This is a genomic window from Micrococcaceae bacterium Sec5.1 (genome assembly GCA_039636795.1).
Classification (GTDB): Bacteria; Actinomycetota; Actinomycetes; order Actinomycetales; family Micrococcaceae; genus Arthrobacter.
In genome coordinates this window covers 709,636-735,772 of sequence record CP143430.1, presented here as the reverse complement: position 1 = coordinate 735,772, position 26,137 = coordinate 709,636, and the positions used below count along the sequence as shown (strand labels likewise).

The following is a 26,137-nucleotide window of genomic DNA, read 5'->3' as shown; positions in this document are numbered from 1 at the left end:
CCGACGTGATCCGCACCCTTCAATCCGGCCAGCGCTGTGAGGTGTGGATCGCGTCGGTCACCGGGGAGTCGGCGCTGCTTTACAGCACCGACGACCTCCTTCTCGAAGCGCCCAACTGGACCCTCGACGGAAGCTCACTCATCCTCAACGGGGATGGCAAGCTATGGCGTTTCGATCTCGACGCAGGCTCTCTGGAACCTATCTCCCTCACGGGGGTCCCGGACCTGAACAACGACCACGTCCTGACACCTGACGGCCAGGGAATCTTCGTCTCCGCGAACGACGGCCACATCTACCGTGCTTTACTGGGCGGCGGACCGGTCACTCGCATCACCGAGGACGACGGCTTCTTCCATTTCCTCCACGGCGTCAGCCCGGACGGCAAGGAGTTGGCGTATGTGGGGATCGAAGCGGGAGACTTCACGCAGCCAGGTCGCCTGATGACCACAGCGTCCGACGGCGGCGCTACCGCCAGCGTGGATGTCGGCCGCTTTGATGTCGGCGCTGGCCACTGCGACGGGCCGGAATACTCGCCCGATGGGAAATGGCTTTACCTGAACACGGAATCCTTTTCGTCCACGCCGGGTCACGCCCAGCTCGCCCGGGTTCGCGTGGACGGCACTGGCTTCGAGCGGCTCCTCGAATCCGAAACAGTCGACTGGTTCCCGCATCTCTCCCCCGATGGCCGGTACGCCAGTTACATCCGGTTCCCCAGCGGAACGGTAGGACACCCCGCTGACCTGCCGGTCGCCGTCGTACTTGTTTCTACACACGACTGGGCCACGCCGCTGCATACATGGCCACTTTTCGGTGGCCAAGGTAGCCTCAACGTCAACAGCTGGTCGCCGGACTCCCGGCGTTTTGCGTATGTGGCCTACCCGCTTTCTGACTCGACGAAGGACTAAGCACGTGACCCTCAGCAATGGCACCTCCGACGGAACAATCCGCTGGGGCATCCTCGGCACAGGATTTATTGCCGGACTCCAGACGCAGGACCTGAAAGAGAACGGCTTTACCGTGCAGGCTGTGGGCTCACGCTCATTGGAGTCGAGCAAAGCCTTCGCTGAGCTGCACGGCGTGATGACCGCACACGGCAGTTACGAGGACTTGGTGGCAGACCCGCTGGTTGACGTGGTCTACATCGCTACGCCGCACCCGTTCCATCATGCCAACGCACTCTTGGCGCTCAACGCCGGAAAGCACGTGCTGGTGGAGAAGGCCTTCACGATGAACGCCCGCCAAGCCCAGGAGATCGTGGACCTGGCCGAGTCCAAAGGCCTTGTGGCTTTGGAAGCTATGTGGACGCGTTTCCTCCCGCACATGGTGCGCATCCGCGAACTCATCCAGGAAGGCACCATCGGCGAGGTCCGGAAGGTGGTTGCCAGCCACAACCAGAGCCTTCCCAAGGACCCTGCCCACCGGCTCAACGATCCCGCCCTGGGCGGCGGAGCTTTGCTGGACCTGGGCATCTACCCGATCTCCTTTGCCTTCGACATCCTGGGTACGCCTGCCATAATCCGGGCAAGCGCCTCCATGTCGGCCACCGGCGTGGACAGGCAAACGGCGGCCATCTTCGAGTACGCCGACGGGCAACAGGCCATTGTGGACTGCGAACTCGACGCCGCCAGCGCCAACCGCGCTATGGTGATCGGTACAGAGGGCTATATCGACATCGAACACACCTGGTACAACCAAGTGCCCTTCACCGTTTTCCGCGTTGATGGCGAGGTGGTGGAGCGTTTCGAGCAGCCCGTGAAGAGCCGGGGAATGCAGTACCAGGCGGCCGAGCTGGAACGCCTGATCCGCGCCGGTGAGACCGCTGGCACCATCCTGCCGCCGAGCGAAAGCGTGGCCATCATGGCGGCCATGGATGAAATCCGCCGCCAGATCGGGCTGTCGTACGCGGCGGATGCTGTTGTTTCAGAAGAAGGTGCAACGAAATGACTGAATCTGCCCGCCTTGTGGAGCTCCGCCAGCAAGAGGAAGAACTCGTCTTCGCAAGCTTTGACCACCACGACGCTTGGCGCCTCGGCTCGCTCATCGCCAACCACGCGATCGCTTCCGATTATGGCGTTGCCATCGATATCCGGCGGCACAACCTTGTGCTCTTCCGCTGCGTCCTGCCCGGAGCCACGGCCGACCAAGAGGAGTGGATCCGCCGCAAGTCTGCCTCGGTGCTGCGTTTTGAACACAGCACAGCCTTGTTAACTGAACAGTTCTCCGCCCGCACGCACAGCCCTCTGGGAGGCGGCTGGCTTGCCCATGAGGATTACACGCTCGCCGGTGGCTCGTTCCCGATCCGTGTGCGCGGTGCCGGTGTTATTGGTGCCGTTACCGTGGCCGGATTGAGCTCTGATGAGGACCATGAGCTAGTGGTCGATGGGATCCGGAATTATCTGAAGACGGTGGCGGCGTAGTTATGTCGGCCGAGGACCTGGAATCCCGACCTAGCCCCCTCGCGCCTTCCGCGTTGCGGCGTCGTTGGCTTTCTGCAGCGCCGTGACGAGTTCATCCTTGCTCATTTTCGAGCGGCCTTTGATGTCCAGCTCCTGGGCGCGTTGATAGAGATGTTCCTTGGATGCGTTGGCGTCCACTCCCCCGGCGGTTGGTCGCGTTGACTCAATGCCCTCTTCCGCGTGCGGGTCAGAAGGACCGCGTTCCTCCTTCGCCTCCCAATGGTCGCCAACCTTCTCGTAGCTGTGCTTCACCGCGGCAAAGGCGGTGCGGGCCGCCCGGCTCTCATCGTTGTCGTACGTCTCCATGGCGGAGTCGTAGGTCTTGGCGAAGGTATCCTGGGCCTTCTGCTCAGAGCGCTGCAGAGTGGAGGGGAGTTCGTCTTTGCGGGCATGATCGTTCTTGCCGGTCTTGGGCATCGTACTCACGCTCCTTTGTCAGAAAGCCTGATCATGGACGTGCACCCAGTTTATCAATTGACCCTTGGGGCAAGACGGACGGGCACCCCGTCACAAGCGGCTCACCGCCCCTTCAGCACATACCTTCTCTCAGGACGCCCGACGCCGTACTTCAGCCGCACTTCCAACGCGCCTTCGTCATGGAGGTACTCAAGGTAACGGCGGGCGCTGACCCGGGAGGTCCCCAATTGCTCGGCAACTTCGGCGGCGGAGACGTCGCCGGGGGCTGATTTCAGCGCGGCCTCCACGAGTTCCAGTGTCTCCACGCTGCAGCCCTTGGGCAGCGTACGTTGAGCGGAATCCAGCCCGAATACCCGGTTGACATCCGATTGCTCGGCCACGTCCTTGGAGGCGTCCAGCCCTTGGTAGGCATTCAGATAGTGCTGCAAACGTTCCTGAAGATCAGACTGCGAAAACGGCTTGATCAGGTAGTGCACAATACCCCCGCGCAGTGCTTTGCGCACCGTCTCGGTTTCACGGGCCGCACTGATCACCAACACGTCAAGGTCCGGGGCAACGTCCCGGAGCTGATGCATCAGGTCCAGCCCGTTGATGTCCGGGAGATGGATATCCAACAGCACAAGGTCCGGCTGCAGCCGCTGCGTTTCAAGGATGGCCTGCGCGCCTGTGTGCGCAACACCAACGACGCCGAACCCGGGCGTCCGCTGGATGAAACCTGCGTGGACCTTGGCCACCATGAAGTCGTCATCCACAATCAAGACTTTGATCACGATTACACTGCCCCTTTATTGAATTGTGCGGTGAAAATTGCCCCATGGTCGTTGGCGACCGTTAGATCGCCCCCGGACCGACGGCAGATCACCCGTGAGAGCGCCAGGCCGAAGCCCCGGGCGTCGCCAGGCCCGGGTTCCTTCGTGGAAAAACCCTGCCGGAAAATGTCCTCAGCGGAGCCGGAGGGCACGCCTGGTCCGTTGTCCCGGACGGTGACCGAAACACCGTCCGCAGAGTTGACCACCAACACCCGTACGGATGCCCCAACCCGTCCGGCGACGGCGTCGAACGCGTTATCCACCAAATTGCCCACCACGGTGGTGAGGTCCCGGGAGAGTTCCTCGTTCACGCGCGGGAGCCCGGACTGCGGGTCGATCTGCAGTTCCACGCCCCGCTCGGTGGCCAAACTGGCTTTGGCTATCAGGAGGGCGGCGAGCGCCGGGTCCTCGATACGGCTGGTCACTTCATCGTTGAGCCGGGTCCGGTCCACGGTGGCGCCGTTGACGAACTGCACCACGGAATCATATTCGCCAATCTGGATCAGGCCGGAAATGACGTGGAGTTGGTTTGCGAATTCGTGGGCTTGGGCACGCAAAGTGTCCGTCACGGTTCGCGTGGCTCCGAGTTCACTCTCCAAGGACGACAACTCGGTCCGGTCCCTCAGGGTTGTCACGGAGCCGATGTCGCGCCCATGGGACTTCAGGGCCACCCTGTTCATGACTACCAGCCGGTCCCCCACGAGCACCAGTTGGTCGGGGTCTGACTGTTCCCGGGTTAGTCCCACCTTCAGCGCGTGGTCCACATGGAGAGACCCAAGTTTTCGGCCCACACAGTCTGCGGGCAATCCGAGGAGTTGACGGGCGCTCTCATTTGCCACTGTAATCCGCTCGTGCGGGTCCAGCGCCACCACCCCTTCCTTGAGGCCTTGCAGCATCGCTTCACGGTTTTCCACGAGCCCCGTGATCTCCCGGGGCTCCATTCCGAGGGTTTGCCGTTTGACGCGACGGGACAGCAGAAGGGAACCGGCGACGCCCAGGACACTCGCGACGCCAAGGTAGGTGAGGAGGTTGGGGACCACGTCTTCCAGCCGTTCAAGGGCGGACGGATAGTTCCTGCTGATGGAGGCGATGCCGATCATGGCCCCGGAGTCGTCCAGTACCGGCACGTGTGCTGAGAGAACTTTCCCTTCGTTGCCGGCAAGGACTCCGGTCCAGGCCCGGCCTTCCTTGACCCTGCTGTCGCCCAGCAGGAGCGGCTTGCCCAGCTGGCTGGGATCCGAGGACGTCACTACCGTGCCGTCCAGCTTTGCGAGTGCCACGTGGGAAGATCCGGATACAGTGCGAATGGACTCGGCCACGGCGGGAAGGGATGACCCGTTGCGGGGTTCGGCGGTGGGCAACAGGGCGCGCACAGTGGGGTTGTTGCCCAGGGCCTCTGCCGCGGACAATGCCCGGCGTCCTTCAGTGCGTTCAAAAGCAGCAGCAGATTGGGCCAGGGAGATGGCTACAACAGCGACCAGGACCGCCAGGACGATCAACAACTGCAGCACAAGGTACTGCCCTGCCAAGGACATTCCTCTTCGTCGAGTCACTGTTTGGATCCTTTGGTGATTCCAATATGCAAGGGCCGCTAACAGTTTCAAAGTAGTCCGCCTTGGCGTATCGGAACTATACCCTAAGCACGCTGAGCACCAGCGGGGCTGCGCCGTATGACACGGCAGAGGCGTGAACGCAATGAACTTAAAGATCACTGCGAACACAAGAGTGATGACCGTCACGCCGGCACCTAGCATCAGTTCACGGGGGCACAACGCTGATCGCCCCGCACTGAATTTTTCGATGATGAGAAGAGGAACACCATGCGCCAGATCCGCGCATTGCGAATCGCCGCCGTCGCTGCCGGCATCGCCCTGATGGCCACCGGCTGCGGCGCCACAGGTAAGAGCTCCACCGGTTCTGCCAGCTCCGGCGCTGCAGCCGGACCCGTCACCGGACTCCAGATCATGGTTCCCAATACTCCCGGCGGCGGTTACGACACCACCGCACGGGCGGCCGCCAAGGTGCTCGACGACGAGAAGATCGCCAACAACACGGAGGTCTTCAACCTTGCAGGTGCAGGCGGCACGGTGGGTCTGGCCCGCGTCGTCAACGAAAAGGGCAACGGGGACCTCACCATGCTCATGGGTCTGGGTGTTGTTGGTGCCAGTTACACCAACAAGTCCGAGTCGAAGCTGACCCAGACCACCCCGCTGGCACGGCTCATTGAAGAGCCCGGCGCCATCATGGTCAGCAAGGACTCCCCATACAAGACCATCGATGACCTCGTGAAGGCCTGGAAGGCAGATCCCGGTTCGATCTCCGTGGGTGGCGGTTCCTCGCCTGGTGGTCCCGACCACCTCTTGCCCATGCAGTTGGCAGGCGCAGTTGGCATTGACGCCACGAAGGTCAACTACGTCGCTTACGACGGCGGTGGAGATCTCCTTCCAGCCATCCTGGGCAACAAGCTTGGCTTCGCTGCTTCGGGTGCCGGCGAGTACCTTCAGCAGATCAAGTCCGGTGAAGTACGCGTCCTGGCCACCAGTGGCGAGAAGCGTCTTGAAGGTGTTGACGCCCCCACGCTGAAGGAGTCCAAGATCGATCTGGTCTTCACCAACTGGCGTGGCATGGTGGCGCCTCCAGGCATCAGCGAGGACGACAAGAAGTCCCTGATTGCCGCACTGGAGAAGATGCACGAATCCGCTGGCTGGAAAGAAGCCCTCAAGACCCACAGCTGGACCGACGCCTTCATCACCGGTGACGAGTTCCAGAAGTTCCTGACGGACCAGGACAAGCGGGTGGCGGACGTGCTCACCAAGCTTGGCTTGGCGTGAGCACTCTGGCAACAGGCCTCAAGGGCCGCGCCGAGCTGGGGGTAGCCCTCCTGCTCGGCGCGGTAGGCGTCCTTGTCTTCCTCGACGCCAACGGCCTGGTCACCCCCTATTCGAAGTCGGACCCGGTAGGGCCCAAGGCGGTTCCCTTCGTTGTTGCCGGGCTCCTGGTGGTCTGCGCAGTTCTGCTGGCCATCAACGTTCTCCGCGGTGGCAAAGGCGAAGTGGAAGGCGGCGAGGACATTGACCTCGCGCACCCCGCCGATTGGAAGACCGTGCTTCCCCTTGCAGGAGCCTTCATCCTCAACATCCTGCTCATCGACTGGGCCGGCTGGGTCATCTCCGGCACTGTCCTGTTCTGGGGCAGCGTGCTGGCACTTGGCAGCCGGCACTACGTTCGTGACGGGATCATCTCCGTTGCACTATCCCTGGCCACCTTCTACGGCTTCTACCTCGGCCTTGGCATTGCGTTGCCGGCCGGACTCCTGGAAGGAATCCTCTGATGGACGTCTGGTCCTCTTTGATGGACGGTTTTGCCACCGCCCTCACCCCCCTGAACCTCTTGTACGCCATGATCGGCGTGCTCCTGGGAACGGCCGTTGGTGTTCTGCCAGGGCTCGGCCCGGCCATGACTGTGGCGCTGCTGCTTCCTGTTACGGCCGCCCTTGAGCCCACCAGCGCCTTTATTATGTTCGCGGGCATCTATTACGGCGGCATGTATGGCGGATCGACGACGTCCATCCTGCTGAACACACCCGGCGAATCGTCGTCTGTTGTGACGGCCATCGAGGGCAACAAGATGGCGAAAGCCGGGCGGGCAGCACAAGCGCTAGCGACGGCGGCGATTGGTTCGTTCATTGCCGGCACGATCGGTACGGCCCTGCTGGCAGGACTTGCACCGTTGGTGGTTCAGTTCGCCGTAAGCCTGGGCGCACCGAGTTACTTCGCCATCATGATCCTCGCTTTGCTGGCCGTCACCGCGGTCCTGGGTTCATCCCGGCTCAGGGGCTTTGCCTCCCTGGGACTGGGCCTGGCCATCGGTTTGGTGGGCATTGACTCCGTTACCGGCCAGCGCCGCCTGACCTTTGGCCAGCCGATGCTGGCCGACGGCCTGGATATCGTGGTGGTGGCAGTGGCCATCTTCGCCGTTGGTGAAGCACTGTGGGTTGCCGCGCACTTGCGGCGTTCACCGCTTCACATCATTCCCGTCGGGCGGCCTTGGATGGGCAAGAAGGACTGGGCCCGCTCCTGGAAACCCTGGTTGCGCGGCACGGCCTTCGGCTTCCCGTTTGGCGCACTTCCCGCCGGCGGTGCCGAGATCCCCACCTTCCTCTCCTATGTCACCGAGAAACGGCTGACCAAACATCCGGAGGAATTCGGCAAGGGAGCCATCGAAGGCGTCGCAGGCCCCGAAGCGGCCAACAACGCTGCCGCAGCCGGAACCCTGACCCCAATGCTCGCCCTCGGCTTGCCCACCAATGCCACTGCCGCCGTCATGCTCGCGGCGTTCACCTCGTACGGCATCCAGCCCGGCCCGCAGCTGTTCTCCAGCCAAGGTCCCCTGGTGTGGGCGCTCATCGCGAGCCTCTTCATCGGTAACCTGCTGCTCCTGCTCATCAACCTGCCCCTGGCACCCCTGTGGGCCAAGCTGCTGCAGCTTCCACGGCCCTACCTCTATGCCGGCATTCTGTTCTTCGCCACGCTGGGCGCCTACTCGGTGAACCTGCAAGCCTTCGACCTGGTGATCCTGCTGGTGCTCGGAGCGCTGGGATTCATGATGCGGCGCTTCGGGCTACCTGTGTTGCCCCTGATTCTGGGCGTCATCCTCGGCCCGCGCATCGAAGGGCAGCTGCGCAGGACTCTCCAGCTGTTCGCCGGTGACCCCGCCGGGCTGTGGAGCGAGCCAATCGCCGTCGTCGTCTACATCATCGTGGCTATCGTCATCCTCTGGCCGCTGCTCTTCAAGCTGGTCCGCCGCAACCGTCCGGTGCCAGCCAGCGTCGTACCGGCGCACCCCAGTGAAACGCCCCTGACAGAGGATGCCGCCAGCCAAGCTGACGAGTTCCAGCACAACGGCCACCACAACGTCCACCACAACAAGGAGAAGCCATGACCATCGTGGTGGGATACGTCCCCACGCCCGAGGGCGAAGCCGCATTGACCCAAGCCATCGCCGAAGCGAAGAAAAGCAACGACACCTTGTTGGTGATCAACTCTTCCAAGGGCGACGCCTTGGTGGACAACAGGTATGCCCAGGAACCTGAGATCCAGACCATCGAGGAACGCCTGGCACTGCAAGGCATCGAGCACATCATCAAGCAGCCCGTCCGCGGCCATGATGCCGCTGCTGAGGTACTGGATGCGGCCGACGAGCACAACGCCGAGCTGATTGTGATTGGCCTCCGCCGCCGCAGCCCGGTAGGCAAACTCATCATGGGCAGCGTCTCGCAACGGATCCTGTTGGAGGCGGACTGCCCGGTGCTCGCGGTGAAAGCAGACTAAACGCAAAACCGGGAGATGTGTTCAGCTAATGCCCTTAAGATTCGTTCTTAGGGGCATTAGCCGTAAACAGACTCCAAGGGGGACCACGTGGCCGAGACCATTCGAACAGCAACAGCAGACGACGCCGGAAAGCTCGCCGAACTGGCGGCCGTCACCTTCCCGCTGGCGTGCCCGCCCGGCGCCTCACCGGCGGACATCCAGGCCCATCTCGAGAAGACGCTCGCCGAGGCCAACTTCGTGGATTACCTCGCCGATCCGAACATCACCATTTTGGTGCTCGACGACGACGGCCAGCTCAACGGGTACACCATGCTGATTGCCAAGCCGGCAAGCGACCCGGATGTAGCTTCCGTGCTCTCTGCGCTCCCCTCCACGGAAGTCAGCAAGTGCTACGTCCACCCGGACCACCACGGCCAGGGAGCCGCATCCCGCCTCATGAAGGCCTCGATCGCCGATGCCGCAGAGAAGGGCGCGGCCGGAGTCTGGCTCGGCGTGAACAGTGAAAACGCCAAGGCCATCCGCTTCTACGAAAAGAATGGATTCCAGAGGGTGGGCACCAAGTCCTTCAAACTGGGAGACACCGTGGAACATGACTTCGTCATGGAACACACACTCTAGTCAATGGCAGCTCGGCCTGAGGCCGTGACCAGCTAGCCGAACAAGTCCCCCGCCAAGGGTGGTCGGGGATCGGAGTGCAGCTCCAAGCCAGCCGGTAACCCTGTCACGGTGCCATTGCCCGCGGAAGCCTGGATGGTGACCCGCGAGCGCCCCAGCAGCACGTTTTCGGCTTTGAACTCCCCGAACGCATCCGGGAGGATGGGCGCCAGATGCAGTACTTTCCTAGTGAAATCTGGGTCAAACCGCAGCAGGATGCGGGCCAGCTGAATCGGGGCCGCAGCCGCCCACGCCTGCGGGGAACACGCCGTCGGATAGGGCACCGGCTCCGGAAAGTCTGAGCGATCAAAGCCGCAGAACAGTTCCGGAAGCTGACCGCCAAAGTGCTCAGCGGCGTCGAACAATCCACTCGCTACCCGGCTGGCTTCCTTGACGAAGCCGTACCGCATGAGTCCAGTGGCCACGAGAGCCGTATCGTGAGGCCAGACCGAGCCGTTGTGGTAGCTGACGGGGTTGTAAGCTCCCATGTCCGAACCCAGGGTGCGGATCCCCCAGCCCGTGAACATCTCAGGCGACATCAGCCGCTCCGCCACAAGTGCAGCCTTGTCCTCGTCCACAATGCCCGTCCACAAACAGTGGCCCATGTTGGACGTACAGGAATCCACGGGTTTCTTGTCCTTATCCAGGGCAAGGGCGAAATAACCCTTGTCCGGCAGCCAGAAAGCCTCGTTGAACGCATCCTTCAGCGCTTCGGCCCGGTCGGCGCAACGGCGTTCGACGGCGGTATCGCCCGCTGCACGCGCCAAGAGCGAACGCCCAACGTAGGCCCCATAGGCGTAGGCCTGGACCTCGCACAATGCGATGGGTGTTTCAGCGATCCTGCCGTCTGCGAAGTTGATGCCGTCCCAGGAGTCCTTCCACCCTTGATTGATCAGGCCGTGGCTGTTGGGGCGCTGGTACTCGATGAACCCATCGCCATCCCGGTCGCCGTAGTTTTCCATCCAGGAGATAGCACGATCGGCATGGGGAAGGAGGGACTCGATGATGTCCGCGCCCAAGCCCCATCGGCTCAGCTCCCCCAGCAGCATGACGAAGAGAGGGGTCGCATCGATCGTCCCGTAGTAGGCGGTTCCGCCCAAGGAGAGTCCTGCCGTGACTCCCAGCCTCACCTCGTGGGGCATCCGACCCGGTTCTTCCTCGGAGTCGACGTCCTCTTTGCTGCCCTGAAGTCCGGCCAGTGTTTGCAACGAGCCCGCTGCCAGTCCGGGATCCACCATGAGTGACATATACGACGCCACTATGGAGTCGCGTCCAAACAGTGCCATGAACCACGGCGCGCCTGCTGCGACAGCAGCACGCCCGGGGTGTTCGTGGTCGAAGATCCGCAACGAACCAAGATCGCTCTGGCTTCGTTCCAGGACTTCCTCAACGTTTCTGTCCGTGACTGCGATCCGGGGAATGTGCTCCGCCCACGCCATGTGCCGACGGACCCCAATGGTGTGGTGCAGCGCCGTGGTTTCCGTGAACGGGTCATCCGGGCGTTTTCCGTTGATCAACGGAATGGCAATGACGCTGGTACTCCATTGACTGCGGGCCGGGATGGTGATGTGGAACGTTAGTCCTTCCGGATTCGCTTTGGCTCCCGAAGCCCGGAACACCACGCCACGGCGTTCCCCGTTGGCGTGGACGGACTCAATGTGCAGCTCCTTCTTGTGGGCAGTCTTCTCCGCGGTTCCTGCCCGGCTTGCCCGGCCACCCTTGACGTCGAAGAGGTCTGCGAGGTCGGCGTCGATGAGCAACTCGATTTCGCACGGCGCCGGCTGCCCGGAGTAGTTCCTGATAGTGAGGTCATCCCGCAGTCCGGCGCCCACATGCCGCTGATGCTGTACAACCAGCGGACTGTCAAAGCGCCCATCGCTGGAGCAGGCCCGGCCAACATATTCGGCTTGGAACGCGGTGCGGTTGGTGGTGCCCAATGGTTCCCGGAGGGCCCCGTTGATCCTCAGGATCCAACGCGACACGATCCGGGTGTCCTGGTAGTAGGTGCCTTGGGAGCCGCCGCCGTGGATGTCACCGGAGTGGGCGGAGATGCAGAAGGATGAACCTTCCACGATGGTTACAGCGCCCAGCTCGGAAGCGCCTGCCTCCGTATCGGCGTTCCAAGCAGTCATGGCCCACGAAGCCTTCCTCGGGAGATGTCCTGCTCATCAGTCACAGGTTGATGGGGGCTTGCCTCTGATTGTCTTGCAACTTGCCGTCCCCGGGAAGTCCCCCGGCCTTGAATTCTTCAATGACCGTGGCGTAAAGGTCCAGATGGTCCGCCGCCATCCGTGCAGCGTTGAAATACTCATCCACGGTTCGCCGACATTCCGCACGGCTGATCCCTTGCACGTCCTGTACAAACCCTGCGAGTTCATTGGTCTGCGAGAGATATCCTGTGACGCCATGCTGGACTATTTCCGGTGCCGCGCCCATGGGGGTGGACAGAACTGGTGTTCCTGTGGCCAACGCCTCGATCATGACCAGCCCGAACGGTTCATGCCACTGGATGGGGTTGATCAGCGCCATCGCCCCACCCATCAGTTCGTACTTCTCCGGATCTGAGAGTTCGCCGAGGAATTCTTCCTGTGACCCAAGGATCGGCTCCACGACGTCGTGGAAGTAGTCCCGCTCCTCCTTGGCATGCATCTTGGCAGCGATGCGCAGCGGCACACCGGCCTCGCGGGCAACGGCCACCGCCTCCAGCAAGCCTTTGTCCGGGCACATACGTCCAACAAAGCATGCGTAGCCGCCGGCCCCGTCGCCGACAGAAACCGTGGACAGGTCCAGGCCGTGGTGGATGACTGCGGATATTTGCAGGTCGGAAATGCGGCTGCATTGGTCATGCGAAATGCCGATGATTGCGGTGTCCTGGGCCATATCCCGGTAGAGCCCTGCATACCTCGGTGTCAGCGGGCCATGGACGGTGGTCACTACGGGAACACCCGGCGGCCGGTGGGCGTAGAGGGGCCCGGCAAGGGTGTGGTCGTGGATGATGTCTACGTCCTTCATGCCGGCATAAGCCTTGATGACGTGGTGCAACTCGCTGAGCGTCTGCCCCAACTCTTCAGGCTCGCTCGGCCCAAAGCCCCGCAATTGGGGAACCGGGCAAGTACTGTCGGCTGCCGTGGCCAGGAGCACCTCGTGCCCGGCATCGGCAAGGGCGCGGGCCAACGCATCTACAACCCGTTCCGTGCCGCCGTACCGTTCCGGGGGCACTGTGAACCATGGCCCAACGATGAGTCCAACGCGCATGCTGTAGGCCTCCACAAACATTCGAACCCACGCACGGGGTTCAACCTCGTGTTGATCGCGGCCCCAGACACACGCGATTCCTGGGGCGAAGAGCGCCCCACCGGCTAGCTGCATAACCTGCTTCACACATTAGGCTGGGCACGCCCGCCCCGGCAATGGGTGACGAAAATAACAGACTTTTCCGGAATGCCCCCGCGGCCCTGGAGGTTGACCACAGCATGAAGATTGAGATCTGGTCCGACGTCGCGTGTCCGTGGTGCTACATCGGCAAGCGCCGTTTTGAGACTGCCCTGGCACAGTTCCCGCACCGTGATTCCGTGGACATTGAGTGGAAGAGCTACCAGCTGGATCCCTCAATCCCGGAGCACTATGACGGCACGGAACTGGATTACCTGAGCAAGCGCAAGGGCATGGCCCCGGAGCAGGTCAAGCAGATGTTCGCCCATGTCACGGAGACCGCCAAGGGCGAGGACCTGGACTATCACTTCGACAAGGTAGTAGTCGCCAACAGCTTCACGGCCCACCGCCTCATCCACCTCGCCGCAGCCCATGGCCGCCAGGATGCCGCCAAAGAACGGTTGCTGAGCGATCACTTCGAGCACGGCAAGGACATCGGCAACCAGGAATACCTCACGGAACTTGGCGCCGCTCTGGAACTCCCGGCCAGCGAAGTCGCAGAGCTGTTCACCAGCGACAAATATTCAGACGCCGTCAACGAGGACATCAACGAGGCCCGCGCCATCGGCGTCACCGGCGTTCCGTTCTTCGTCATCGACCGCAAGTACGGCATCTCGGGCGCCCAGCCGGCTGAGCTCTTCAGTGAGGCGCTGAACCAGGCGTGGCAGGAAGCCAATCCCCTGATCCCCGTGGGCGCATCCGACGCAGAGGCCTGCGGTCCGGACGGCTGCAGCGTCAATTAAAACAACGCGAGGTCACTTATGGCCCATAATCCGCCTCGGGATAGGCCATAAGTGACCCCGCGTTGCTCTTAAGGGGCGACGCTAGGCCTTCACGACCTCAAGCTCGACGACGGCCCAGGACAACGCGGGCAGCGTCAGCCGAAGCTCCGAACCAGTCGCCTTGACGCCTTCCAGCGGCTTCAGACCGACGCGGCCCTGCTGGTCCTGCGTGTTGGTGGTGAACCTGTCGCCGCCCTCGGGGATCTCCAGGACTTCGGCGCGGAGAACCTGGCGGGCGTCGAAGCCGCGCAGGGCAACCTCGACGTCGGCAGCTTCTTCCAGCCCGCGGTTCGCGAAGAACAGGGCCAGCCGGCCCGTTTCCTCGTTCCACGTAGCGCTGACATCTACAAGGTCCGTGTCCCCGAAGCGGTTGTTCGAGTACTTGTCCGAGTCCACCGAAAGCCGCAGGATCTGGCCCTTGGCGAGCTCAGCCATCCGGGCGAACGGGTGGAAAATGGTCTGCTTCCACGCCGGTCCGTTCTCTTCCGACAGGATGGGCGCGATGACGTTGACCAGTTGCGCCTGGTTGGCGATCTTGACGCGGTCGCCGTGGCGGAGCAGGGAGTTGAGCAGGGTGCCCACCACCACGGCATCCGTCACGTTGTACTTGTCTTCGATGATGCGCGGGTGCTCGCGCCAGCCCGCCTTGATCACGTTGTGAGGCTGGTCCTCAGTGTCCAGGCCGCGCTGGTACCAGACGTTCCATTCGTCGAAGGACAGGTTGATGTGTTTCTTGTGCTTGCCCTTGGCCCGCACGGCGTCCGCGGTGGCGATCACTGACTCGATGAAGTAGTCGGTATCGACGGCGGATGCCAGGAAGCTGCCAACATCACCTTCGTGCTCGTAGTAGTAGGCATGGAGGGAAACGTAATCCACCTCGTCGTAGGTGTGGGTGAGGACCGTCTGCTCCCAGGCACCGAACGTGGGCATCCGGGAGTTGGAGCTGCCGCACGCAACAAGCTCAATGTCGGGGTCCACGAAGCGCATGGCCTTGGCCGCTTCCTGGGCAAGTCGCCCATACTCCTCGGCGGTCTTGTGGCCGATCTGCCACGGGCCGTCCATTTCGTTGCCCAGGCACCACAGCTTGATATCGAACGGGTCCTTGTGGCCGTTCTTGGCGCGCAGATCGGACCAGTAGCTCCCGCCAGGGTGGTTGGCGTACTCCACGATCTCGCGGGCAGCATCCACTCCCCTGGTGCCCAGGTTGATGGCTTCCATGATTTCCGTACCGGCTTGCTTGGACCAGTCCACGAACTCGTGAAGGCCGAAAGCATTCGTTTCCACCGTGTGCCAGGCACCGTCCAGGCGGCGGGGCCTGGTTTCGCGGGGGCCGATCCCGTCCTCCCAGTTATAGCCGGAGACGAAGTTGCCGCCGGGGTACCGGATAACAGTGGCGCCAAGTTCCTTGACCAGCTTCAGGACGTCCTGGCGGAAGCCGTTCTCGTCGGCCTCAGGGTGTCCGGGTTCGTAGATGCCGCTGTACACACAGCGGCCCATGTGTTCCACGAAGGAGCCGAAGAGGCGTCGGGGTACCTCGCCGATGGTGAAATCGCGATCGAGGGTGATGCGTGCGCGGGACATGTATCTCCTTGGTTGTGTTCTCAAACAGTTGGTAGGCGAAGGTGCCGGATCAGGTTCCGGCGAGTCCCGTCGTCGCGACGCCCTTGATGATCTGGCGTTGGAAGAACAGGAAGACGACGATGAGCGGCAAAGCGGCCAACAAAGCGGACGCCATGTTCTGTGCGTACTGGACGCCGTAAGCACTCTTGATGGTTTGCAGGCCTACGGGGAGGGTCAGCAGGGAGTCGTCGTTGGTGGAGATGAAGGGCCACAGGAAGTTGTTCCACGCACCGATGAACACGAAGATCGCGACGGCGGCCAGGATGGGCCGGGACAACGGCAGGATGATCTGCAGGAAGATCCGGAGGCGACTGGCGCCGTCCATCACTGCAGCTTCTTCCAGTTCATGCGGGATCTGGTCGAAGAACTTTTTGAGGACAAACACCATGGCGGGATGGATCACCTGCGGCAGGATGATGGCCCATGAGGTATCGATCATTTTGAACGCGAGCATTTGGTAGAAGAGCGGAATCATCAGCACGGGTGGCGGGACAATGATGGCTGCGATGATCACGACCATCAGGACCTTCTTGCCTTTGAACTCGATCCTGGAGAGTGCGTAGGCCATGAGAGCCGAGATCACCAGTGTGATTGCCGTGATGGCCGCGGAGGTGTAGAGCGAGTTCCACGTCCAGAGCGGGATGTTCCCGGCTTGGAACACATTGACGAAGGCATCGAAGGTAAATCCCGACGGCGGAAACCAGCTGACCTTGGACGCCGACGCATCCGCTTCGGACTTGAAGGCAGTGACCGTGGCCCACGCGAACGGGATCAGCCAGAGGACAGCGATCAAAGCGGCGACGACGACTGCTGCGACCCTGCCGACGGTCAGCCTTTTCCGTGGCTGGCGGATTTTCAGGGCGGTGGTTGGCGCGGCTGGGGTCGAACGGGTGAGGGTAGGGGTTGCCATGGCTATGCGCTCCTGCGGCGGGTGATGACGAACTGCAGCGCGGAAACCAGCACAATCAGTCCGAAGAAGATGTAGGAGATAGCTGCGGAATACCCCAGCCGGTATCCGGTGAACCCGGTTTCGAAGATGTACTGGACCACGGGACGGGTAGATCCGCCCGGACCCCCGGCTGTCATCTGGTAAATCTGGTCAAAGACCTTCAGGGAAGCCAGGATCTGGAGCAACACGATCATTACGGTGGTGGGCGTGAGCTGCGGCAGAGTGATGGAGAAGAATTGCCGCCAAGGGCCGGCACCATCCAGTGACGCTGCCTCATAGTGCTGGACGGGGATGTTCTGCATTGCCGCCAGATAGAGAAGGAAATTGAAGCCCACCGTCCACCAGAGTGTCGCGATCACGATTGACCACATGGCCACATTGGGATCGTTCAGCCACCCGACTTTTGGTATTCCGAACTTTGACAGGAAATCGTTGATCAAACCCAGTTGCGGGTTGTACATCCAGACGAAGAACAACGAGACAACGGTGGAAGCCAACAGGAACGGTGCAAAGTAGGAAAGCCGCCATAGCCACTGGGCTGGAAGGCCGATATTCAGGAGCGCCGCCATCACCAACGCAACCAGCACCAGTGGGACAGTGCTGATGACTGTGAAGTACAGGGTGTTGCCCAATGAACGCCACATGCCGGCATCGGCAAAGGCTTCAGCATAGTTTGCAAAGCCGATGAGACTGTCGTTGGCGCCTGTCAGGGATTTGCCCGTGAGACTCATGTAAAAGCCGTACAGAATGGGCCAAACGAGGAAGACGAGGAAGAACACCAGGAACGGGGTTGCGAAGGCCCATCCGTTCAGGTTGTCCCTGCTTCTTCGCAGAGATAGCCCTGCCTTGCCTGGGCCTGGTGTTGTCCGTGGTTGGCTGGTCTGCCGGGACAGTGTAGAGGAACTCATGAAGGACTCCTTTGTCGCTCGGTGCGCTGGTACCGGTCAGACCGGGTTGGGCCGGGATAGAAGGTCGTTGGTGCGGGCCACGAAGCCATCCCACCCTGTGCTTGCTTTGTCGCGCCCCAGAAGCACGTTCTGGATATGCTCGGCAAAGTAGGTCTGCCAGTCCGATCCCGAGCCGCTGAACCAGGATTCGGGATCGTAGGCGATGATGTCCGCCGCGTTGGCGTAGTGGATCTGCGGCGTGAGCTTCCCGTAGTCCGGCGATTGAACCACCGGCTGGTACGCCGGGATATGGCCGGCCTCGGCCCACAACAGCGAACCCTTCAGAACGTCACTGACGAACTTGTACGCATCCTTCCGTTTCGCTTCGTCTACCGCGAGCTGCCGCGGGAGGACGAAGGAATGCGAGTCGGCGTAGGAGGCCGGTGTCCCATAAAGAGTGGGGATGGTGGCGGCGTCAACCGGCAACTTTGCTTTCTTCATGGTGGGCAGTTCCCAGCCTCCACTGAAGAGCATTCCCGAATCGCCACGGACGAATTCTGCGATACCGGTGTTGATGTCGCCGCTCTTGGCCGCGATGGTGTCGTCGAAGAGCGAGGCCATGAACTCCAGCGATTCGATCGCAGCGTCCCTGTCCGCCTCCATCTGGCGGCCGGGCGTGAGGACAATTTCCGCTCCGTGCTGCTTGTAGAGCGTGTAGAACAGTCGCCACATCTGCGAGCCCAGGTTCAGGTAGCCAAAGGACAATCCGTGGGCCTTGGTGATCTTTTGCATCTCCAGTGCCATGGCCTTGAACTCATCGGGCGAACTGACCTCCTGCAACTGGCCATTACTTTCCAGGAGCCCGGCTTTACCGGCGACGTCCGTGTTGTAGAACATGATGAACGGGTGGGAGTCCAGCGCGATGGAGAAAACCTTCCCATCTTGCTGGCCCTTTTCCCAGATGCGCGGCGCGAAGTTCTCCGGCGTGATGCCATTCTCCGCAAGCAGCCCCAGATCCCAAGGCTCTATGAGGCCGCCCGGGGCATACCCCGGGACCCGGCTGGCATGCATGATGGCTACCTCAGGAGGTCGGCCCCCGGCAGATGCCATGGCCAGCTTGGTGTAGTACGGCGGGCCCCAGGCCAACACGGTGGGGTGCACCTTGAAACCGGGGTTGGCTTGATTGGCATTGGCGATCATCGCTTGCATCTTGGTACCGTCGCCGCCGGATAAGAGATGCCAGAAGTTGATCTCCCTGACGCCGGTGGCTTGGGCCGCACCTCCACAGCCCGTGAGGCTGGTGGCCAGAAGCCCGCCTCCGAGGAGGGCCGATCCCGTTAATAACTGTCTCCGGGACAACTGTTTCCCGGTCAAAGATTCAAACTGCTTCACCCGTCACTCCTTTGGAAGGGTCCGCTGAAAAGGACACAACTGCTGCGCAAATCCGGCTTCGGTGCATCTCCACTGCCGGGTAAAAGGGTGGCCCGGGGGTGACGCGGCTCTCACATTACATCGTTGTAATATTTGAGGCAAGAGAAATTGTTAGCGCGCACACTTAAATTTCAAGGGCCGCTTAGCCCGTGCTGTCCCGCTCTACAATGGTGTAGTCCACCGTGACGACGCGTTGTCCGTGGCCCCTGTCCGCCATACGCTCAGTGAGCAGGCGCAGCGCTTCGGTGGCGATGGTCCGCTTGTCGAAAGATACGGTGGTCAGCGAGGGAACTGCGTAGCGCCCATCCATGACGTCGTCGAAACCGGCCACCGCGACGTCATCAGGAACACGGACACCCCTCTTCCACAGCGTATTGAGGGCTCCAATGGCCAGCGAATCCGTGAAGCAGAACAGCGCCTCCGGCAGCGGGTTGGAATCCAGATAGCGGGTCAGTGATTCGGCTGCAGCTCCAGGCGTCCAAGGCGAGCAGGAAATCAGCAGGGATTCATCCAAGGGGATCCCGAGGATCTGGAGTGCAGCCTCGTAACCCTGTCTGCGTTGAATCGACGTGGCAGACTGCCTAGTCTTGTTTATGCCGAGCACGGCGATACGCCGACGCCCGAACTTGGCCAGGGCCAGCGTCATATCCCGTGCCGCCGCGAAACTGTCCACGTAAACACGGTCCGCAAGCTCCTGGGTCACTTCACCCAGCAGCACGACGGGAGGCAAGGCCACCCCAACCTTGACGGCACTTTCATCCAGCACCACCGGATTGAGAATGAGCCCATCGATGAGGTTGGAGCGCGCGCGGGTCATCAACTCCTGCTCGCGCTGCGGATCCGAACCGGTTTCCTCGATCTGGACGCTCCAGCCCTGCTCGTGGGCTACTTCCACGATGCTCTGGGCTATCTCAGCGGAGAACGGGGTGGCCAGATCAGGCAAGGCCAACGCGATGACACCGGAGCGGCCGTTGCGGAGTCCGCGGGCGGAAAGGTTGGGAACGTAATCCAGCTCCTGCATTGCCTGCTCAACCCTGAGCCGCGTTGGAGCGCTGACCGGCACGATTCCGTTCATGACGTTCGAGACGGTTTTCGGCGACACTCCCGCGCGGCGTGCCACATCCTTGACCGTTGCCCGCAACAGTCCCCCTTGTGAATTTAGTGTCCGGGTGAAGTTCGAGTCCGGTTCCCACGATGTTACGCGAGTTTGCCCATGCGCAATGGCTCGAGGAAGGCCTCCAAGGGCGCCAGATGTACACCAGTTGGCAGGACTTGGTGACACATCATTGTAAAGTGTCTATATGCCCAGGATCACGGCCGCCACGAATGCTGCCCAACGCGCCGAGACCCAACGCCGTATTCTGACCGCCTTTGGCGAGCTCCTCTTTACCCATGGCCTGCCCGGCCTCACCATGACGGACGTCGCGCGCCACGCGGGTGTTGGCCGCACCGCCGTTTACAACTACTACGCAGACATGGAGCAGTTGCTCATTGCGTACGCGCTGGATGAAACCGAGCGCTTCATCGTGGACCTTCGCGAATCGCTTGCAGCTCTTGATAACCCGGTGGACCGGCTGGCCCTCTACGTCCGCGCCCAGGTAGAAGACCTCAGCCGCCGCCACCTTCCGCCGGGGCCAGCGATGGCCGCCGTCTTATCCCCAGCCTCGTTCGCTAAGCTCGCGGATCACGTGGGCGATCTCAACGTCCTCCTCCAGGACATCCTGACTGACGGCGTCCAGCAGGGCTACCTGCCGGACACGGATGTCGCCCAGTTGGCGCGGCTCATCCACGGCACACTCTCAGCAAGCGCCGCACGACGCAACCGAACGCCCGACGGCGAGACTCCCCCGCCTGCCCCAGCCTCCGACGTCGAGCTCCAGACAGCGCAAACGGTGCGGTTCATCCAGCTAGGTGCGGGAGCGCAGTTCGATGAGGCCGGCAAGGCCATCCGCGTGGATGGTGCAGTCCCTGACACTCTGGCCGGCTAACGCCAGAGCAACAGGGCGGCGACACCCAAATCAGGGCATCGCCCACCACTTTGCGTGGCGAAAATCAGCCTACGCGTCGTCAGCCCGGCCTACTGTCCCGGCCTACTGCCCCGCCCTACTGAGCCGGGCGGGTGGGGATGATCGGCCATCGGGAAGTATCCGCAATCCTCAGGTCCTCACGCGGACAGCTGAGCTTGCCGGGAGTCTGATCCACGAGCTGCGGTTCCACCAAGCCCTGAAAGCCTCGGGTGAGGACTACGTCCACTGATTCGTCTTCGCGGTTGTCCTGGAAGTAGTCCGTACCCGCCAAATTCCGCTGGATGTTGAATGCAGCTGCCTGGCCTTTGACTCCTGAAACGACCACGCCGATCCCCGAGTAGGCAGTGTCGCTGTTGTCCACAGACAGGACTTTGTGCCCCCGTGCTTTGAACTCGTCGGCAACAGTAGTAGCGAGGCCTGCACGCGATGTGGCGTTGAAGACGTTGATATTCACGGTTTCGTTGGGCACGTAATCGAACGTGGTGGTGGGGCAGAGGCTGGTGGGCGCCTTGCTGGCGATCGCCGTCGGAATCCTGATGACGCCGTTCATGATGGCCCAGGCGCCGATTGCTCCGGCCGCTATGACACCAACCAGCAGGACAAGAACGATGGCGTGGAAGACCCGGCGCCGGAAGCGGCTGCGTTGGGCACGTGCGTCCTCGGCGAAGGTGGCACGAAGCTCCGGTCCGGTCACCACATGGTGCCCGTGTAACTGCGTCACATCTTTGGGACGCTTGCGCTGCCTAGCCATCGATCACCAGCACGCGTGCGTGGATGGCCGTCCTCTGGTGGAGCGCGGTGCGGACTGCCCGATGCAGCCCATCTTCGAGGTACAGCACGCCCTGGTACTGAACCACGTGCGGGAACAAATCCCCAAAAAACGTTGAATCTTCTGCCAGCAACGCCTCCAGATCAAGGGTGCGCTTGGTGGTGACGAGTTCATCGAGGCGAACGGGCCGCGGTGGAAGGGCAGCCCAGTCACGGGGCGCGGAATATCCATGGTCAGGGTACGGGCGTCCCTCGCCCACAGCTTTGAAGATCACCCTGCAAGCCTATGGAAGTTGCTGCGCTAACGGAACTTGTGACCCCCGGCACACGCAGGTTGTGGCCAAACGGTGACTATCCGAACGTCTGGCGTCACAGCTGTGATGCACACCTCGGGGACTGACAGAATAGGGGCATGACTCAATCGCTCCAAGGTACCGACCGGACCGCTGCCCACACGGCCCCAGCCCTCGCGCTGCTGCTGGACGTCGACGGCCCCATCGCCAGCCCTGTGACGCGCGACGTCAAGCCGGATATCATCGCAGACCTCGCGGCGCTGGCTTCGGCCGGCATCCCCGTCATCTTCAACACAGGCCGCTCGGATGCCTTCATCAGCGAACAGGTCATGGGGCCGATGATCGCTGCTGGAATGCCGGCCGACACCATCATCCACGCCATCTGCGAAAAGGGCGCCGTGTGGTTCAGCTACACCGCCGCCGGTCCTGGCCCCATCCACGTGGACCACGAGCTCGCCGTGCCCAAGGCATATGGGGATGACATCCGCAGGCTCGTTGCCGAGGACTACTCCGCGCATATGTTCTTCGATGAGACCAAGCGTGCCATGGTCTCCGTTGAGCAGCACGTTGAAGTGGCCAGCGAAGATTACCTGGCCGAGCAAAAACTCTTCGACGCCGATGCCCTGAACATCATGGGCCGCCACGGCCTGAACGCAGCCATCCTGGACCACCACGCCCCTGAGTCCGATGACACCGTGGACTACCGACTGGACCCCACCATCATTTCCACGGACATCGAATCCGTCCGCTTGGGCAAGGACCTTGGCGCCAGCCGGGCTGTGGAATTGTTGGCCGCCCAGGGAATCACCCCACTCTCCTGGCGCACAGTAGGTGATTCCCGTACGGACTACGCCATGGCAGACTGGCTTCACCACAACGACCACGACGTGAAGCACGTGGACGTCCGGCCCGCAGACGGCGTTCCGGTGAAGCCTTACACCATTCTTACCGCCGCTGACCTCGAGCTGGCGGACGACGTCATTCACGACGACGCCGGCGGAGCCTTCCTGCGCAGCTGGCGCGACGCCCTCGCCATCTAGACTCCTGGATTCCCCAGAAACGACTCACAACAGTAACGACTCACAACAGTACGGAGAAAAGCCATCACGCAAGCACAGGTCGATCCGATTTACCACGGCAGCCCCACCGTAGAGGAAGATGCGATCGCCGAGGCGGTCTCACCTGCCGTCGTTGCCCACCTGAAGCACAGGTCCGACGTCGTCCGTCACCGCGGGCGATACGCCCTCCTTAACGGCGACCTCACGCCCCAGCAGGCCATGGTTGCTGACCTCCTGGCCATCCGCGCTGCCTTGGACGCAGCCGGCGTGGACTTCATCCTGGTGCGTGGCAACGACGAAAGGCCGGTCATCGCCGTCGACTGGGAGTCGCGCAAGGATGTGCGCGAGGCCCTGGTTGCTGCCTTCCGCAATGAGCCGTTCTACTCCATGACCGTCGATGCCAAGAAGAAAACCTCGGTCCTGGTGGCAGATGGCGAACTCTCGGCCAACCGGAAGGCACGGATCTTCCGCCTGTACCGGCCCAGGGTGGAGCTCGGCGGCGGGCTTTGGTACGGCCCTGCCCTTGGTGTCCAGTTGGAGCTGTGGAGGTTCGAAGGCGACCGCCTTGAACTCCCCGTGGAGAATTCCCTGACACGGCGCACCATGCTGCGCCAGGACGCCGTGCGCGGTACCGTGCAGCGCCACGGCCTCACCTGGCCGACCATCGAGAACATGTTCGCTGACCATGCAAGCGACATCGACTTCGACATCGACATCGTCTTCTCGTGGGTGGATGGCAGCGACCCCGAATACATCGCCAGGAGGCGCGCCCAGCAGTCTGGGGCTGTCCTCGGCGAGGGCGACGACCATGAGGCACGCTTCCGGCAGATCAACGAGCTGAAGTATGCGCTGCGCTCGGTACACATGTTTGCACCGTGGATCCGCAGGATCTTCATCGCCACCGATTCGCCCGCCCCGGCGTGGTTGGCCGACCACCCCTCGGTGACGATCGTGCGCAGCGAAGAGTTCTTCGCCGATCCGTCAGTGTTGCCCACCCACAACTCGCAAGCCGTGGAGTGCCAGCTGCACCACATCGAGGGACTGTCCGAGCACTTCCTCTACTCCAACGACGACATGTTCTTCGGCCGTCCCGTTGGCCCGGACATGTTCTTCACGCCCGGAGGAATCACCAAGTTCATCGAGGCTGACACGCGAATTGGGCTCGGAGAGAACGATGCCGAACGCAGTGGCTTCGAGAACGCTGCACGTGTCAACCGCAAGCTGCTGTGGGAACGCTTCGGACGGATCACCACCAGGCACCTGGAACACACGGCCGCTCCCCTGCGCCGGAGCGTGGTGGCCCAGATGGAGAAGGAATTTCCCGCCGAGTTCGCGAAGACCGCCGGCAGCCGGTTCCGAGCAGCCGACAACATTTCAGTGACCAACTCGTTCTACCACTACTACGCACTGCTCACCGGCCGCGCCGTTACGCAGACCAACGCCAAGGTCAGGTATGTGGACTCCACCATGTGGGCCGGACTGCACTACCTGCCCAAGCTGCTCGCAAAGCGCCACATGGACTTCTTCTGCCTGAATGACGGCAGTTTCCCCGAAGTCGAGGCGAATGAACGAGCCGACCTGGTGACCGACTTCCTGGAGAAGTACTTCCCGGTTAAGGCACCTTGGGAGAAGTAAAGCCACCGGGAGAAACAAGCGGAAGCGAGGAGGTGTGCGTGCCCGGCGACGTGTGGGCCCCCACCCGGGACTCGTGCGGAATGCGGATGCCGGCCGCCCCCAGCCGCCGCTGAACCTCGGCTGCATCCAAGGGCTCGCCAACTGTGACGCCACCGGACATCGGAACCACGGAATGCACGATCGTGTGCTCGTAGACGTGGATCATGTTGTACGACTGCGCTCCGTCACGTCCGCGCTGTCCGCCGGCACGCACCCCCAGGTCTTGGGTATAGCAGGTAGCTGAGGCGACCGATACCGGGATGCCGGCGAAGCTCGCCGTCGTCGAGTAGTGCAGGTGGCCACCCAGGATGGTGCGGACGTCTGTGTTTCGGACGACGGCGGCCAGGGCGGCTTGGCCGCGCAACTCCACCAACACGGCCAGGTCCTGGACGCACGGGACCGGCGGATGGTGAAGGGCAAGTATGGTGCCGTCCGGGGCGGGAGTGGCCAACTCGTCAGCCAGCCACTGAAGCTGGGATTCGGACAACTCGCCATGGTGGTGTCCGGGGACCGTGGTGTCCAGGGTGATGATCCGGAGCCCGTTGACGAAGTAGCTGCGGTCCACAGGATCCTGCGGCCGGCTCGCTACGGAGGCATCCAGGAAGGCGGAACGGAAGTTCGCGCGGTTGTCGTGGTTGCCCATGGCCCAAATGGCCTTCGCTCCGAGCGCATCGCACACAGGCTCAATCATTTCGCGGAGACGTTTGTAGGCTCGGAACTCGCCCTTGTCCGCAAGGTCTCCGGTGAAGATGATGGCCTCTGGCCTGATCCTGGAGGCAATGATCTGATCGCAGATCTCCTGGAGCCTGGCAGCGCTGTCAACAGAACCATGAAGTGTGTCTGGACCGGCCACCAAGTGAAGATCGCTCAAGTGCAAAAGCACATGACCTGGTTTGGGGTACTCGGCCTCGATGAGCTCCATAGCTGCCTTAGCGTTTGGTGGGAGACGGCGTCTCCCGTGTCATTCCAGTACTTCCAATCCAACCAGACAACAAGCCAACAAGAGGCCAACTGCCGGCGGAATGTTGGAAAATTTCTTTCTCCTTTCGAATTCGAGGACTCTTATGACAAAGCCTTTTCAACGGCGTCAACCAGTTCCTGCGCGTCAGGTTCAACCGTTGAGGGGAACCGTGCAACCAGCTCGCCGTCACGGTTTATGACGAACTTCTCAAAGTTCCACTTGACCTTGACCGGCTGCCCGGACTCATCCCGGGTCAGCTCGGCAAACAATGGATGCTGCTCTTTGCCCAGCACGTTGGCCTTGCTGGTGAGCGGGAAAGAGACGCCAAAGTTGCGTTCGCAGAACTCCGCGATTTCCTCGTCGGCGCCGGGCTCCTGGCCGCCGAACTGGTTGCAGGGCACGCCAAGGATTTCCAGGCCGTCCTCACGGTACTTTCCGTAGAGTTCCTCAAGGCCCGCGTACTGGCGCGTGAAGCCGCATTCGGAGGCCACGTTCACCACCAGGACCGCTTTCCCTTCAAAGCGTCCGAAGTCTGCTTCAGAGCCATCGTTGAAGGTGAGGGGAATGCTGTACAGGGTTCTCATGTGAT

The 26,137-nt window shown here is 62.0% G+C and carries 26 protein-coding genes; 12 read left to right on the top strand and 14 right to left on the bottom strand.

Annotated features, from left to right (window positions below; translation table 11 throughout):
* Positions 1–5: 5 nt before the first annotated feature.
* From VUN82_03605 to VUN82_03595, 3 genes are read left to right on the top strand one after another with little or no spacing between them, the layout of a single operon-like run.
* Positions 6–905: a biopolymer transporter Tol gene (locus tag VUN82_03605; protein XAS72956.1), complete on the top strand. Its 900-nt coding sequence runs from the start codon at positions 6–8 to the stop codon at positions 903–905.
* A 4-nt stretch (positions 906–909) separates the two neighbouring features.
* Positions 910–1,944 carry a Gfo/Idh/MocA family oxidoreductase gene (locus VUN82_03600; GenBank protein XAS72955.1) on the top strand — a complete coding sequence of 345 codons (1,035 nt, stop codon included), beginning with the start codon at positions 910–912 and terminating at the stop codon, positions 1,942–1,944.
* Positions 1,941–2,417, top strand: coding sequence for a heme-degrading domain-containing protein (locus VUN82_03595; GenBank protein ID XAS72954.1), 477 nt, complete (start codon positions 1,941–1,943; stop codon positions 2,415–2,417). The genes VUN82_03600 and VUN82_03595 overlap by 4 nt, the downstream gene beginning before the upstream one ends.
* Positions 2,418–2,447: 30 nt before the next feature.
* On the opposite strand, the gene VUN82_03590 is transcribed toward VUN82_03595, so the two are convergent.
* From VUN82_03590 to VUN82_03580, 3 genes are all read right to left on the bottom strand, one after another.
* A complete protein-coding gene (locus VUN82_03590) occupies positions 2,448–2,873 on the bottom strand; it encodes a ChaB family protein (GenBank protein ID XAS74594.1) in 426 nt (141 codons plus the stop codon).
* Positions 2,874–2,974: 101 nt separating this feature from the next.
* A complete protein-coding gene (locus VUN82_03585) occupies positions 2,975–3,643 on the bottom strand; it encodes a response regulator (GenBank protein ID XAS72953.1) in 669 nt (222 codons plus the stop codon).
* A 2-nt stretch (positions 3,644–3,645) separates the two neighbouring features.
* Entirely contained in the window at positions 3,646–5,217 is a 1,572-nt protein-coding gene (locus tag VUN82_03580; protein XAS74593.1) for a sensor histidine kinase, read from the bottom strand.
* Positions 5,218–5,502: 285 nt separating this feature from the next.
* Here VUN82_03580 and VUN82_03575 point away from each other — a divergent pair, with 285 nt between their 5' ends.
* The 5 genes from VUN82_03575 to VUN82_03555 all read left to right on the top strand — a co-directional run bounded on the left by VUN82_03575 (position 5,503) and on the right by VUN82_03555 (position 9,630).
* Positions 5,503–6,513, top strand: a complete 1,011-nt coding sequence (locus VUN82_03575; GenBank protein XAS72952.1) for a tripartite tricarboxylate transporter substrate-binding protein — start codon at positions 5,503–5,505, stop codon at positions 6,511–6,513.
* Entirely contained in the window at positions 6,510–7,013 is a 504-nt protein-coding gene (locus VUN82_03570; GenBank protein ID XAS72951.1) for a tripartite tricarboxylate transporter TctB family protein, read from the top strand. Before VUN82_03575 ends, VUN82_03570 begins: the two co-directional genes overlap by 4 nt.
* On the top strand, positions 7,013–8,623 hold the full coding sequence (locus VUN82_03565; protein ID XAS72950.1) for a tripartite tricarboxylate transporter permease: 1,611 nt from the start codon (positions 7,013–7,015) through the stop codon (positions 8,621–8,623). Before VUN82_03570 ends, VUN82_03565 begins: the two co-directional genes overlap by 1 nt.
* Positions 8,620–9,012 carry a universal stress protein gene (locus VUN82_03560; protein ID XAS72949.1) on the top strand — a complete coding sequence of 131 codons (393 nt, stop codon included), beginning with the start codon at positions 8,620–8,622 and terminating at the stop codon, positions 9,010–9,012. Before VUN82_03565 ends, VUN82_03560 begins: the two co-directional genes overlap by 4 nt.
* Before the next feature lie 87 nt (positions 9,013–9,099).
* Positions 9,100–9,630, top strand: coding sequence for a GNAT family N-acetyltransferase (locus tag VUN82_03555; GenBank protein ID XAS72948.1), 531 nt, complete (start codon positions 9,100–9,102; stop codon positions 9,628–9,630).
* 32 nt (positions 9,631–9,662) lie between these two features.
* Here the strand turns inward: VUN82_03555 and VUN82_03550 are convergent, their stop codons facing one another.
* Together VUN82_03550 and VUN82_03545 are read right to left on the bottom strand one after the other, a co-directional pair.
* Positions 9,663–11,798: a glycogen debranching N-terminal domain-containing protein gene (locus tag VUN82_03550; protein XAS72947.1), complete on the bottom strand. Its 2,136-nt coding sequence runs from the start codon at positions 11,796–11,798 to the stop codon at positions 9,663–9,665.
* A 40-nt stretch (positions 11,799–11,838) separates the two neighbouring features.
* Positions 11,839–12,921 (bottom strand): glycosyltransferase family 4 protein, encoded by a 1,083-nt coding sequence (locus tag VUN82_03545; protein ID XAS72946.1) that lies wholly within the window; start codon positions 12,919–12,921, stop codon positions 11,839–11,841.
* A 218-nt stretch (positions 12,922–13,139) separates the two neighbouring features.
* Between VUN82_03545 and VUN82_03540 the strand changes: the two genes are divergently transcribed.
* Entirely contained in the window at positions 13,140–13,841 is a 702-nt protein-coding gene (locus tag VUN82_03540; protein XAS72945.1) for a DsbA family oxidoreductase, read from the top strand.
* A gap of 81 nt (positions 13,842–13,922) precedes the next feature.
* Here VUN82_03540 and VUN82_03535 read toward each other — a convergent pair whose 3' ends face one another.
* From VUN82_03535 to VUN82_03515, 5 genes are all read right to left on the bottom strand, one after another.
* Positions 13,923–15,461, bottom strand: a complete 1,539-nt coding sequence (locus tag VUN82_03535; protein ID XAS72944.1) for an alpha-N-arabinofuranosidase — start codon at positions 15,459–15,461, stop codon at positions 13,923–13,925.
* A 49-nt stretch (positions 15,462–15,510) separates the two neighbouring features.
* Positions 15,511–16,410 (bottom strand): carbohydrate ABC transporter permease, encoded by a 900-nt coding sequence (locus VUN82_03530; GenBank protein XAS72943.1) that lies wholly within the window; start codon positions 16,408–16,410, stop codon positions 15,511–15,513.
* A gap of 2 nt (positions 16,411–16,412) precedes the next feature.
* Positions 16,413–17,357, bottom strand: a complete 945-nt coding sequence (locus tag VUN82_03525) for a sugar ABC transporter permease (protein ID XAS72942.1) — start codon at positions 17,355–17,357, stop codon at positions 16,413–16,415.
* Between the two features lie 36 nt (positions 17,358–17,393).
* Positions 17,394–18,728, bottom strand: a complete 1,335-nt coding sequence (locus VUN82_03520; GenBank protein ID XAS72941.1) for an extracellular solute-binding protein — start codon at positions 18,726–18,728, stop codon at positions 17,394–17,396.
* A gap of 181 nt (positions 18,729–18,909) precedes the next feature.
* Positions 18,910–19,908 (bottom strand): LacI family DNA-binding transcriptional regulator, encoded by a 999-nt coding sequence (locus VUN82_03515; protein XAS72940.1) that lies wholly within the window; start codon positions 19,906–19,908, stop codon positions 18,910–18,912.
* A gap of 160 nt (positions 19,909–20,068) precedes the next feature.
* Between VUN82_03515 and VUN82_03510 the strand changes: the two genes are divergently transcribed.
* Complete coding sequence (locus VUN82_03510; protein XAS72939.1) at positions 20,069–20,755, top strand: TetR/AcrR family transcriptional regulator; 687 nt, start codon at positions 20,069–20,071, stop codon at positions 20,753–20,755.
* A 115-nt stretch (positions 20,756–20,870) separates the two neighbouring features.
* Here the strand turns inward: VUN82_03510 and VUN82_03505 are convergent, their stop codons facing one another.
* Positions 20,871–21,515 (bottom strand): LytR C-terminal domain-containing protein, encoded by a 645-nt coding sequence (locus tag VUN82_03505; protein XAS72938.1) that lies wholly within the window; start codon positions 21,513–21,515, stop codon positions 20,871–20,873.
* A gap of 22 nt (positions 21,516–21,537) precedes the next feature.
* Positions 21,538–21,837: a type II toxin-antitoxin system VapB family antitoxin gene (locus VUN82_03500; protein ID XAS72937.1), complete on the bottom strand. Its 300-nt coding sequence runs from the start codon at positions 21,835–21,837 to the stop codon at positions 21,538–21,540.
* 137 nt (positions 21,838–21,974) lie between these two features.
* On the opposite strand from VUN82_03500, the gene VUN82_03495 reads away from it, so the two are divergent.
* Entirely contained in the window at positions 21,975–22,895 is a 921-nt protein-coding gene (locus VUN82_03495) for a hypothetical protein (GenBank protein XAS72936.1), read from the top strand.
* 123 nt (positions 22,896–23,018) lie between these two features.
* Positions 23,019–24,548, top strand: coding sequence for a stealth family protein (locus VUN82_03490; GenBank protein ID XAS74592.1), 1,530 nt, complete (start codon positions 23,019–23,021; stop codon positions 24,546–24,548).
* On the opposite strand, the gene VUN82_03485 is transcribed toward VUN82_03490, so the two are convergent.
* Positions 24,526–25,509, bottom strand: a complete 984-nt coding sequence (locus tag VUN82_03485; protein ID XAS72935.1) for a phosphodiesterase — start codon at positions 25,507–25,509, stop codon at positions 24,526–24,528. The two genes, VUN82_03490 and VUN82_03485, sit on opposite strands and share 23 nt — an antisense overlap.
* A 140-nt stretch (positions 25,510–25,649) precedes the next feature.
* Positions 25,650–26,132 (bottom strand): glutathione peroxidase, encoded by a 483-nt coding sequence (locus VUN82_03480; protein XAS72934.1) that lies wholly within the window; start codon positions 26,130–26,132, stop codon positions 25,650–25,652.
* Positions 26,133–26,137 lie beyond the last annotated feature (5 nt).